Origin of the sequence: Actinophytocola sp. (genome assembly GCF_036555685.1) — a bacterium.
Taxonomy (GTDB): Bacteria; Actinomycetota; Actinomycetes; order Mycobacteriales; family Pseudonocardiaceae; genus Actinophytocola.
This window is the reverse complement of record NZ_DATBKY010000084.1, coordinates 1-10,345: the sequence shown is the minus strand read 5'-3', so window position 1 is coordinate 10,345 and position 10,345 is coordinate 1. Positions and strand designations below refer to the sequence as shown.

Sequence of the window (10,345 nt, the reverse complement as noted above, 5' to 3'; positions counted from 1 at the left end):
GCCTGCTGCTCGCCGCGGCGGCTCTGATCGGAGTCGCGGGGCTCGGTACCCGCCGCTGAACGAACCCGTGCTCGGCCCGAAGGTAGCGATGGGTCCTGCTACATCCCCACGGTCTGCCGCTCGGGCTCGATGAGCGCGACGACCCGCTCCTCGTCCCGTGAGTAGGGGCCGCCGATGTACTTCGTCGCGATCCGGTCGACGATCTCCCACGCGGCGTCGCCCTCGAGCCACTCGACGACCCTGCCGCGGATCGTGACCGGCTGGAACGGGTTGTCGGCCGGCGTCAGGGAGAGCGCGACGCGCGGGTCGCGCCGCAGGTTGCGGGCCTTGCGGGTGCCGGGGCCGGTGAGGATCGTGACGTGGTCGCCGTGCGTGCCGACCCAGACCGGCACGGAGTGCGGAGCGCCGTCGGGGAGGACGCTGGCGAGGTGGGCGATCGAGGTGCCGTCGAGGACCTGTCGCACGTCGTGGTTGAGCATCTTCGTCATCTCCTAGCGGGTTCGGTGTGGGTCAGCGCTCGATCGCGTAGTGGAGGTGGGTGACGCCGGGCGCGGGGACGGCCTCGACGAGGCGGAGTCGCACCTGCTCGGGAAGTGTCTGGAAGAACGGGCGGCCGCCGCCGAGCAGGATCGGCACCTGGTGGAGGACCACCTCGTCGACGAGCCCGGCCCGCAGCGCCTCGGTCGCGACGCCGCCGCCCATGAGGCCGACGTCGAGGTCGCCGGCGATCTCGCGAGCCGCCGCGATCGCGTCTTCGATCCCGGTGGTGACCAGCGTCTGCCGCTCGGTGATCTCCGGTGCCGCCCGGTGACTGAGGACGACCAGCCGGGCGTTGGGGTGGGGGCTGCCGCCGCCGAAACGGTCGGAGTCCTCGTAGGTGTTTCGGCCGGCCACCACCGCGCCCACCCGTCCGGCGAGGGCGTCGAAGACGCGGGCGCTCGGCTCGCTCAGCTTGAACCCGTCGAAGACCTGGCTGGGTGTGTCGCCGTCGAAGTACCAGTCGAAGAGCATCGGCGCGTCGCCGAGTCCACGCCCCGCGCCGGGATCGCGCCCCGTGATGTACCCGTCGACCGACACCGCGTGGGAGGTGAAGACCTTGCTCATCGTACGATCCTTTCGGAGTTCCTTGAAGAGACTCTGGAACCGTAGCATTGAAAGTTCCCTAAGGGAACCCCAATTGCTAGACTGGTTTCATGCAACGCACGAACTTCGGCGAGATGGTGTGCTCGATCGCCCGCACGGTCGACGTCTTCGGGGAGCCCTGGACGCCGTTGATCCTGCGGGACGTGTGGGTCGGGCTCAGCCGTTTCGAGCAGCTCCAGGCCGACCTCGGCATCTCGCGCAAGGTCCTCACCGAGCGGCTGCACTACCTCGTCGAGCACGGCGTGCTCGATCGCCGGCCGTATGACCGGCGGCCGCGGTACGAGTACGTCCTGACCGAGAAGGGTGCCGGACTCGTCGACGTGCTGATGGTCATGACCGCCTGGGGTGACAAGTGGCTCGCCGGCGAGGCCGGCCCGCCGGTGCATTACCGCCATCACGCCTGTGGTGAGATCAGCGGTGTCGAGCTGCGCTGCGCCCACTGTGGCGAACCGATGCGCGCGTATGACGTCGATCCACTGCCGGGTCCCGGCTCAGCCGCGTGATCGAGCCAGATCCTCGACGCGATGTGCCCGCAGCAGGGCGATCAAGTTGAAAGCGCGCGGAGATGTGAGGGCTTTGGGCTGACGCGGTGCGGTTGGCTCGGTGGTGGGTCGGGGGTTGGGCGGGCATGGGGACGGACAGCGCGTGGGGGTGGGGTCAGGCGCGCAGGCGTAAGCCCTTCGGTGTGGCGCGGAATCCGACGTCTCTCAGGATGTCGGCCAGGTTGGACGTCAGGGCCACCTCGCCATCGGCCTTCTGTACTGCCAGCTGGCCCAGCCAGCCTTCGCGGACGGCGCGGGACAGGGCCTCGGCTGCTGCGCGCAGTGGTGCTTCCGCCTCGGTGAAGGACAGGAGCGAGCGGCCGCCGCGTTCCACGTACAGGACCGGGCGTCCGTCCACCAGCACCGCCAGGGCGCCGGCTTTCCGTGCCGGGCGGTGTTTTCCGTCGCCTGCCGGCTCGGGCCAGGGGAGGGCCGCGCCGTACGGCTGGGCCGGATCGGCCGCGGCCAGAACCCGGGACTCCACGTCCGCCGGGGACGGCTCACCGTCCGAACGGGACAGCGCACGCAGCCGGTCGACCGCACCGCGGGCGGCGAACTGGGACGCACCCAGGCCCTCGACCACGTAGCCCCGCACGATCTGGCCCGACTCCTCCATCGCGCGCAACACCTTGTACACGCCCGAGAAGCCGCCCGTCACCCGCTCGGTGTCCAGCGCGCCCCGCGTCAGCACGCCGTGCCGCTCCAGGAACGCCTCCGCCCGCGCGTGTGCCCTTCGCGTCGGATCCGGCTCCCGAGCGGCGACCAGCGACCAGCGGCCGGCGGCCGTGGGTGGGCCCGTCCGGCTCGGCATCGTCGGCCGGGCGCCGCGCAGGCGGGCGTACCGGCCGCGCGGCGTGGAGCTGCGTGGCTTGTGTGCCGCACCGCGACCTGACACCAGCGCCCGCAACGGCGCGATCGTGTCGTTCGTGACCAGGCCCGCCCACACCAGATCCCACAGCGCCACAACGACGTCCCCGTCCGGCGGTGCCTCCGCGCCACCGTCGAGCAGCGTCGCGGCCGTACGATCGGCCAGCTGCCGGAAGAACAGCGCGCCACCGTCCATTGCGGACAGAATGGCCGTGTGCAGCGGCGTGTCCGGCACGACCTCCTCCACGTCGGGCAGCAGCAGGTCGGCGACATCGGCCGGGGCCACGGCGATCCAACCGTCGCCACCCGCCAGCGAACCCGTGCCACACCACGTGACCTCGCCCGCCGTCGTCAGCTCGTCGAGCAACGCCGGCGAGTATCCGGGCAGCCGTGACGGCAGGATCAACGACTCCAGCCCGCTCGCCGGTAACGGCGCGCCCGCCAGCTGCTCCACCACCGACAGCACGTCGTCCGCGGTCGGCGCCGTGCGCAACCGCTTGCCGACGCCGTGCCACGCCGGCAGGAACCGGCCCAGCGCCTCGGGTTCGACCGGTTCCACCTCGGCGCGCAGCTTCGCAAGCGACGCCCGCCGCAGCCGCCGCAACACGTCCGCGTCGCAGTACTCGATGTGCGTCCCGCCCGGACGCAGCTCGCCGCGCACCAGCCGGCCCGTGCCGACCATCCGGTCGAGCACGCCCGCGACCACCGCGACGCCCAGCCCGAACCGCGACGCCACCTCGCCCGCGGGGAACGGCCCGTGCGTGCGTGCATACCGGGACAGCAGGTCCCCGAGCGGATCGTCGACCGGCTCGGTGAACGCCTCCGGCACCCCCACGGGTAACGCCGTGCCCAGCGCGTCGCGCACCCGGCCGGCGTCCTCGATGATCACGTAGCGCTCCGAGCCGGCGATCCGCACGCGGATCACCCGGCGCTGGCGCTCCAGCTCGTCCAGCCACGACGCCTGGACACCACGGAGCGCGGCCTCGTCCGCGGTCAGGTCGCCCAGGAACCGCAACAGGTCGACCGCGTCCTCCTCGTGCCTTGCCGCCCGCTCCGGATCCAGCCGCTGCAGCGACCGCTCCACCTCGGCTACCACGTCCGCGTCCAGCAGCTCGCGGATCGCCTCCGAGCCGAGCAGCTCCGCGAGCAGCGAGCTGTCCAGCGACAGCGCCGCCGCGCGCCGCTCGGCCAGCGGCTGGTCGGCGTCGTAGAGGAACATGCCCGCGTACCCGAACAGCATGCTGCGGGCGAACGGCGACGCGGACGGCGTCTCCACCTCCACCACGCGCATCCGCCGGGACCGCACGTCCGACATCACCTCGCGCAGGCCGGCCACGTCGTACACGTCCTGCAGGCACTCCCGCATGGCCTCCAGCACCACCGGGAACTGCTCGTACTTGGCCGCCACCGACAGCAGCTGCGCCGACCGCTGCCGCTGGCGCCACAGCGGCGTGCGCTTGCGCGGGTCCCGCCGCGGCAGCAGCAACGAGCGCGCCGCGCACTCGCGGAACCGGGAGGCGAACAGCGCCGAGCCGCCCACCTCCGCGACCACGATCTGCTCCACCTCCTCGGGGTCGAGCAGGATGTCCTCCGCGGCGGCGTGGATCTCCTTGCCGTCCACGTCGACCGCGTCCGGCAGCTGGATCACGATGCCGTCGTCGGAATGCGCCACCCGCGCCTCGACCCCGCGCCGCTCCCGCAACCGCGCGCCGATCGCCAGCGCCCACGGCGCGTTGACCTGCGCCCCGAACGGCGAGTGCACGACCAGCCGCCAGTCGCCGAGCTCGTCGCGGAACCGCTCCACCAGGAGCGTCCGGTCGTCCGGGATGTGGCGCGTGGCCTCCTTCTGTTCCGCCAGGTACGCGATGAGGTTGTTGGCCGCGAGCACGTCCAGCCCGGCCGACGTCGCGCGCTCGCGCGCCGCCGGCTCCGGCATGCCCGACACCTCACGTAAGAACCTGCCGAGCGCGCGGCCCAGCTCGAGCGGCCGGCCAGGCGCGTCGCCCTTCCAGAACGGCATCCGGGCCGGCTCACCCGGGGCGGGTGTCGCGATGACGCGGTCGGCGGTGATGTCCTCGATCCGCCACGACGACGTGCCCAACAGGAACGTGTCGCCGACGCGGGACTCGTACACCATCTCCTCGTCCAGCTCGCCCACCCGCGAGCCCGCACCCGACTCCGACGCCGGCGTCATCACCGTGAACAGCCCGCGGTCGGGAATCGTGCCGCCCGAGGTGACCGCGAGCCGCTGCGCGCCCGGACGCCCGCGCAGCTCGCCGTTGATCCGGTCCCACGTGATGCGCGGCCGCAGCTCGCCGAACTCCTCGCTCGGATAGCGGCCCGCCAGCATGTCCAGCACCGACGACAGGGCGGACTGCGGCAGCGCGGCGAACGGCGCCGCCCGCCGCACGACCGAGGCGAGGTGATCGACCGGCCACGGCTCGAGTGCCACCATCGCCACGATGTGCTGCGCCAGGACGTCGAGCGGGTTGCGCGGGTAGTGCATGGACTCGATCGCGCCTTCGCCCATCCGCTCCGCGACCACCGCACACGAGACCAGGTCGCCCCGGAACTTCGGGAACATCACGCCCCGCGACACGGCTCCGACCTGGTGGCCCGCACGGCCGATGCGCTGCATGCCCGACGAGACCGACGGTGGCGCCTCGATCTGGATCACCAGGTCGACCGCGCCCATGTCGATCCCCAGCTCCAGCGACGACGTCGCCACCACGCACGGCAGCCGCCCGGACTTGAGCGCCTCCTCCACGGAGCTGCGCTGCTCCTTGGACATCGACCCGTGGTGCGCCCGCGCGATCGTCGGACTCTCGACCCCGGCCGCCCAGCCGGACTCGGCGATCGCCTCCGCGGGGAAGCGGCCGACGTCGGACGGGTACACCGGCCGCTCCGCCGCCAGCTCGTTGAGCCGCGACGTGAGCCGCTCGGCCAGCCGCCGCGAGTTCGTGAAGACGATCGTGGACCGGTGCTCGCGGATCAGCTCCAGCACCCGCTCCTCGACCGCCGGCCAGATCGACGGCCTTCGGGTGCCGCCGACCTCGCCGGTCATCTCCTCGAGGGTGCCGATGCCGCTCGGCAGCGACGGTGGTGCGTCGGGATCCGGCGTGACCGGGCCCTCGAGCGGCGGTGGGCCGTCGAGCTCGGTCATGTCCTCGACCGGGACCACGACCGTCATCTCGATGGTCTTGCCGATCTTCGGCGCGACCACCCGGACCGGCCTGGTGCCGCCGAGGAACGCGCTCACCTCGTCGACCGGCCGGACCGTGGCCGACAACCCGATCCGCTGGGCGGGCTTGGGCAGCAGCTCGTCGAGCCGTTCCAACGACAGCGCCAGGTGCGCGCCGCGTTTCGTGCCCGCGACCGCGTGGACCTCGTCGACGATGACCGTCTCGACCCCGCGCAGCGACTCGCGGGCCGCGGAGGTCAGCAGCAGGAAAAGCGACTCGGGCGTGGTGACCAGGATGTCCGGCGGGGTGCGGGCGAACGTGCGGCGCTCGTCGGCCGGGGTGTCGCCGGTGCGCATGCCGACCGTGATGTCCGGGTCGCTCAGCCCGAGCCGGCGCGACGCCTGGCTGATGCCGGCCAGCGGTGCGCGCAGGTTGCGCTGCACGTCGACGGCCAGGGCCTTGAGCGGGGACACGTACAGGACCCGGCAGCGCTGCGTGCGCTCGGCGGGCTTGGGGGAGGTGGCCAGGCGGTCGAGCGCCCAGAGGAACGCGGCCAGCGTCTTGCCGGACCCCGTCGGGGCCACCACGAGCGCGTGCTCACCCGCCGCGGCGGCCGACCACGCGCCGGCCTGCGCATCGGTGGGCTCGGCGAACGCGCCGGCGAACCACTGTCTGGTCGCCGGCGAGAACCGCTCGAGCACGTCGGTTGAACTCATGAACCCATGTTGACTCAAGGCACCGACAATTTCCGGCGCCGGTCGCCGTCACCCGATGTAGTACACCCGCGACGGACAGGTGGATGTGTGGGACCCGTCCCACGGTGACCATCACACATGGCAGCATTCGGGCTGCAAAGTGGGCACCGTCCGGGCGGTCGCGCGGGAGGCGGGGTCGGACGAGGGGAGAGTCGTGAACGTCCTGTCGGTGGATCTCGGCACGTCCAACACGGTTGCCGTGCTGGCCGCGCACGGCAGGCCGCCGCGGGTGGTCGACGTGGACGGGGCGTCGATGATGCCGTCCGCGGTGTTCGCCGCGGAGGACGGGAACCTCGTCGTCGGCCGGGACGCCGAACGCCGTGCCCGGCTGGACCCGGCCCGCTTCGAGCCCAACCCCAAGCGCCGCGTCGACGAGGGCACGCTGCTGCTCGGCGACCAGGTCGTGCCGGTCACCGACGCCCTCGCGGGCGTGCTGCGGCGCGTGGTGGACGAGACGTCCCGCCAGCTCGGTGGCGCGAAGCCGGACGAGGTGCGGCTGACCCACCCCGCGCAGTGGGGCCCGGTGCGGCGCAACGTGTTGCTGTCCGCCGCCCGCCAGGCCGGCATGGGCGCCAACCTCGTCCTCGTGCCCGAACCGGTGGCCGCCGCCGCGCACTTCGCCTCCTTTCCCGGCCAGACGCTCGCGCCCAACCAGGCCCTGGCCGTCTACGACCTCGGCGCCGGCACGTTCGACGTGGCGATCGTCGGCGCGACCCAGAAGGGGTTCGTCGTGCTGGCCGAGGCGGGCCTGCCGGACCTCGGCGGGCTGGACGTCGACCAGGCGCTGCTCGAGCACGTCGGCCGGCAGGTGTCGCACCGCGAGCCCGGCCGGTGGCAGTCGCTGCTGCGGCCGGTGTCGACCGCCGACCGGCGCGCGCAGCGGGCGCTCCGCGAGGACGTCAAGGCCGCCAAGGAGTCGCTGTCCCGCCACCCGCAGACCGAGGTCCCGCTGCCCGAGCCGTTCGACGACGTGCTGGTCACCCGCGTCGAGCTCGAGGCGCTGATCCGGCCCGGCCTGCTGCGCAGCGTCGAGCTGCTGGCGGGCACGATCCGCTCGACCGGCATGACGCCCGACCGGCTCGTCGGCATCTACCTGGTCGGTGGTTCGAGCCGCATCCCGCTGATCGCGACGCTGATCGCCGAGCAGCTGCGGGTCGTGCCGACGAGCCTCGACCAGCCCGAGACCGCGGTCGCCCTCGGCGCGCACCACGTGCCGCAGGAGGGCATCACGATGCGCACCAGCGACATCAGCAACACGATCGAGGACGTACAGCGCACGCAGCAGGTCGTGGCGCCCCGCAGCGGCGGGTTCGTGGCCGCGGTCGCCCCGCCCGCCGCGGCCACCCCGGCGCCCAGCGCCTTCCCGAGCAGCGGCCCGCAGCGCGTCTCGCCACCGGGACCGCCGCCGGGTCCGCCTTCCGGCCCGCACACCGGTCCACCCACCGGCCCACCTTCCGGGCCGCCCGCCGGCCCGCAGTCCACTCCGACCCCGGTGCCCGCCATGGCGTCCGGTCCCCAGTTCGGCCCGCCCCCGCCGCCGGCCGCGCCGGCCAAGTCCAACCGTGGCTGGTACATCGCGACCGCCGTCGTCGCGGTCCTGGTGATCGCCGTCGTCAGCATCATCATCGCCACGTCCGGCAGCGGCGGCGGCACCGCGGGCGGGGCGGACTGCGGCAACCACGACGTCGACGGCAAGGGTTTCACCGAGTGCATGCGCAAGCTCGCGGGCGCGGTCCCGGAGCACAACGACTGCAACAAGGGCGCCACGAACCCGCTCGGCGGTGAGGCGATCGAGACGCCGGGCGCGACCACCGCGTCGTGCACGATGTCCGACGACTTCACGGTCATGTACATGCACTTCGACAAGGGCGACGACGCGAAGACGTACGTGGACGCGATCAAGCAGCAGTTCGAGAACCTCGGCACCACGACCGGCTCCCCCAAGGAGGGCGACTGGGACGGGGACGGCATGTCCGGGACCTACTTCGCCATCGACCTCGGCTACGGCAACGGCGTGCTGGTATTCCAGCTCAACGACTCGCCCGTGGCCGGCGTGCTCATGCACATCAGCACCGACCCCTCGGCCGGTGACTCGGCCATGAAGGACTACTTCGACCAGCACGTGAAGCCGGGCAGCGACGGTGGCGCGTAGTGGCGCGTAGCACCGGCAGGGAGAGCAGTGACCGTCCTCTCGGTTGATCTCGGGACGTCCAACACCGTCGCCGTGCTCGCCGCCCACGGGCTGCCGCCGCGGGTGGTCGAGGTGGACGGCGCCGCGACGATGCCGTCCGCGCTCTTCGCCGCCGAGGACGGCGGGCTCGTCGTCGGGCGCGACGCCGAACGGCGGGCACGGCTGGATCCCGCGCGGTTCGAGCCGAACCCCAAGCGCCGGGTCGACGAGGGCACGCTGCTGCTCGGCGACGTCGTCGTGCCGGTCACCGACGCGCTCTCGGCCGTGCTGAGCCGGGTCGACGAGGAGACGGCCCGCCAGCTCGGCGGCGGGCGGCCCGACGAGGTCCGGCTGACCCACCCCGCGCAATGGGGACCCGCGCGCCGCAACGTGCTGCTCGCGTCCGCGCGGCTCGCCGGCATGGGCCCGAACCTGGTACTCGTGCCCGAGCCGGTCGCCGCGGCCGCGCACTTCGCCTCCTTCCCCGGCCAGCACCTGCCGCCGGGCCGGGCGCTGGCCGTGTACGACCTGGGCGCGGGCACGTTCGACGTGGCGGTGGTGGGTGCCACGCAGCACGGGTTCACCGTGCTCGCCGAGGCCGGCCTGCCCGACCTCGGCGGCATGGACGTCGACCAGGCGCTGCTCGAGCACGTCGGCCGCGAGGTGTCCGCCCGCGATCCCGCGCAGTGGCAGCGCATGCTGCGCCCGGAGTCGACCGCCGACCGCCGCGCCCGCCGCGCGATGGCCGAGGACGTCAAGGCCGCGAAGGAGTCGCTGTCCCGGCACCCGCAGACGGAGGTGCCGCTGCCCGAGCCGTTCCCGGACGTGCTGGTCACGCGGGTCGAACTCGAGGCGCTCATCCGGCCCAGCCTGCTGCGCAGCGTCGAGCTGCTGGCCGGCACGATCCGCGCGGCCGGCCTGACCCCGGACCGGCTCGCCGGCATCTACCTGGTCGGCGGCTCCAGCCGGATCCCGCTGATCGCCACGCTGATCGCCGAGCAGCTGCGGGTCGTGCCGACGAGCCTCGACCAGCCGGAGACGGCCGTCGCGCTGGGCGCGCACCACGTTTCGGCGGACGGCATCAGCATGCGCACGCGGGATCTCACCGGAGTCCCCCAACATCCGCCTACCGGTCCGCGCCCCGCGGCCGTCCCGCCGGCCGGGCCGCCGATGGGGCCACCGCCCATGACCGGTGGCATGTCCGGTCCCATGCCCGGTCCGCCCATGCACGTGCCGCCGCCGTACCAGCAGGCGAAGCCGAGTGGCCGGAAGAAGGCGTGGCTGGGCATCGCCGGCGTGGTGCTGCTCGCGATCGTGGCCGTCGGCGCGGTGTTCCTGTTCCGGCCGTCCAGCGACCTGCCGACCGCCGAGGACTGCCAGCAGAAGGGCGAGACGGACGGCAAGGGGTTCAGCCAGTGCCTGCGCCAGCTCGCCGGCACGGTGGCCGACTCCGACGAGTGCGCGCCCGCCGAGCGGGGTTCGGGCGCGGACGTCACCTGTGCCCTGCAGGACAACTACCAGGTGAGCTACGCGCACGTGGCCTCGGTCGACGACGCCAAGGAGGCCGCGGACACGCAGCTGGGCAACATGACCGAGGGCACCCACGTGGAGGCGGACTGGCGCGGCAACGGCCTCGACGGGCGCTATCGGGCCGGCGTCAGCGGCGGCACGGGGATGCTCGTGTTC

General features: G+C 73.1%; 6 protein-coding genes. 3 read left to right on the top strand and 3 right to left on the bottom strand.

Translation table 11 applies throughout. The features are described 5' to 3' along the window. Window positions 1–98 precede the first annotated feature (98 nt). Window positions 99–488: a PPOX class F420-dependent oxidoreductase gene (locus VH969_RS08575; RefSeq protein ID WP_527249150.1), complete on the bottom strand. Its 390-nt coding sequence runs from the start codon at window positions 486–488 to the stop codon at window positions 99–101. A gap of 22 nt (window positions 489–510) precedes the next feature. Further along, entirely contained in the window at window positions 511–1,104 is a 594-nt protein-coding gene (locus VH969_RS08570) for a dihydrofolate reductase family protein (RefSeq protein ID WP_331973035.1), read from the bottom strand. Window positions 1,105–1,193: 89 nt separating this feature from the next. Here VH969_RS08570 and VH969_RS08565 point away from each other — a divergent pair, with 89 nt between their 5' ends. Then, window positions 1,194–1,646, top strand: a complete 453-nt coding sequence (locus tag VH969_RS08565) for a winged helix-turn-helix transcriptional regulator (RefSeq protein WP_331973033.1) — start codon at window positions 1,194–1,196, stop codon at window positions 1,644–1,646. A gap of 154 nt (window positions 1,647–1,800) precedes the next feature. On the opposite strand, the gene VH969_RS08560 is transcribed toward VH969_RS08565, so the two are convergent. Further along, a complete protein-coding gene (locus VH969_RS08560; protein WP_331973030.1) occupies window positions 1,801–6,450 on the bottom strand; it encodes an ATP-dependent helicase in 4,650 nt (1,549 codons plus the stop codon). Between the two features lie 193 nt (window positions 6,451–6,643). Here VH969_RS08560 and VH969_RS08555 point away from each other — a divergent pair, with 193 nt between their 5' ends. Then, window positions 6,644–8,641, top strand: a complete 1,998-nt coding sequence (locus tag VH969_RS08555) for an Hsp70 family protein (RefSeq protein ID WP_331973028.1) — start codon at window positions 6,644–6,646, stop codon at window positions 8,639–8,641. Window positions 8,642–8,668: 27 nt separating this feature from the next. Further along, window positions 8,669–10,345: Hsp70 family protein (locus VH969_RS08550; RefSeq protein ID WP_331973026.1), on the top strand; the 1,677-nt coding region annotated here is incomplete at its 3' end.

Coding starts and splice junctions, on each gene's coding strand:
- VH969_RS08575 (WP_527249150.1), bottom strand. CDS start 488: ATGACGAAGATGCTCAACCACGACGTGCGACAGGTCCTCGACGGCACC.
- VH969_RS08570 (WP_331973035.1), bottom strand. CDS start 1,104: ATGAGCAAGGTCTTCACCTCCCACGCGGTGTCGGTCGACGGGTACATC.
- VH969_RS08565 (WP_331973033.1), top strand. CDS start 1,194: ATGCAACGCACGAACTTCGGCGAGATGGTGTGCTCGATCGCCCGCACG.
- VH969_RS08560 (WP_331973030.1), bottom strand. CDS start 6,450: ATGAGTTCAACCGACGTGCTCGAGCGGTTCTCGCCGGCGACCAGACAG.